Consider the following 741-nt stretch of genomic DNA (forward strand, 5'->3'; position numbering starts at 1 on the left):
TATTGATGAGAAGATTCCAAACTTTTCTACATGGTCTCAGAACTATATTCGTAGATATAAAGACTCAACTATATTTGAAGAGATCTTTATGGAAATATTAGAACAGGCCGTTGATTATGGTTTTGTCGATTTCACAACGGTATTTGGAGACAGTACGCATCAGAAGGCAAATGCCAATAAAAGAAAAAGTGTCAAAAAAGAAGTAGAGATCCTCAAAAAGAAATACGAAGATGATCTGTTGGTTGAAATCAACGAGGATAGAGAATGTATAGGTAAAGAGCCTTTGATTCAATGGTGCATACAGAATATGTACATGATGAAGAAACGGGTGAAGAAGTAAAAAAAACTTCAACTAAAACAATTACAGAAAGCACTATAGATCCAGAAAGTGGCTGCTTCCATAAAGGTGAGAAAGAGAAATGTTTTGCGTACTCGCATCAAACTTTCTGCGATAAGAATTCGTTCGTACTGGCAGTTACAACAGTTCCTGGAAATGTACATGATAGTGTTAGTTTTTTTGATGCCTATGAAGAATTGATCAATGGAAAATATGGATACCTGATTAAGAATATTTCGTTAGATGCCGGATATATGACACCCGCAATATGCAGAGCCATTGTACAAAATGATCAGATTCCTTATATGCCATATAAAAGACCAATGACCAAAAAAGGCTTCTTTAAAAAATACGAATATGTCTATGATGAAGAATACGACTGTTATCTATGTCCAAATGATAAG

1 protein-coding gene and 1 pseudogene are annotated in these 741 nt (G+C 34.4%); both read left to right on the forward strand.

The features are described 5' to 3' along the window. Positions 1-340 (forward strand): annotated as a pseudogene (locus EUBIFOR_RS12275) (IS5/IS1182 family transposase); the annotation flags it as partial. After that, positions 292-741, forward strand: a 450-nt coding sequence (locus tag EUBIFOR_RS12280) for a transposase (RefSeq protein WP_003866331.1), incomplete at its 3' end; no start/stop codon positions are given. The pseudogene EUBIFOR_RS12275 and the gene EUBIFOR_RS12280, both read left to right, overlap by 49 nt.

Source organism: Holdemanella biformis DSM 3989 (assembly GCF_000156655.1).
In the GTDB taxonomy this organism is placed as follows: Bacteria; Bacillota_I; Bacilli_A; order Erysipelotrichales; family Erysipelotrichaceae; genus Holdemanella; species Holdemanella biformis.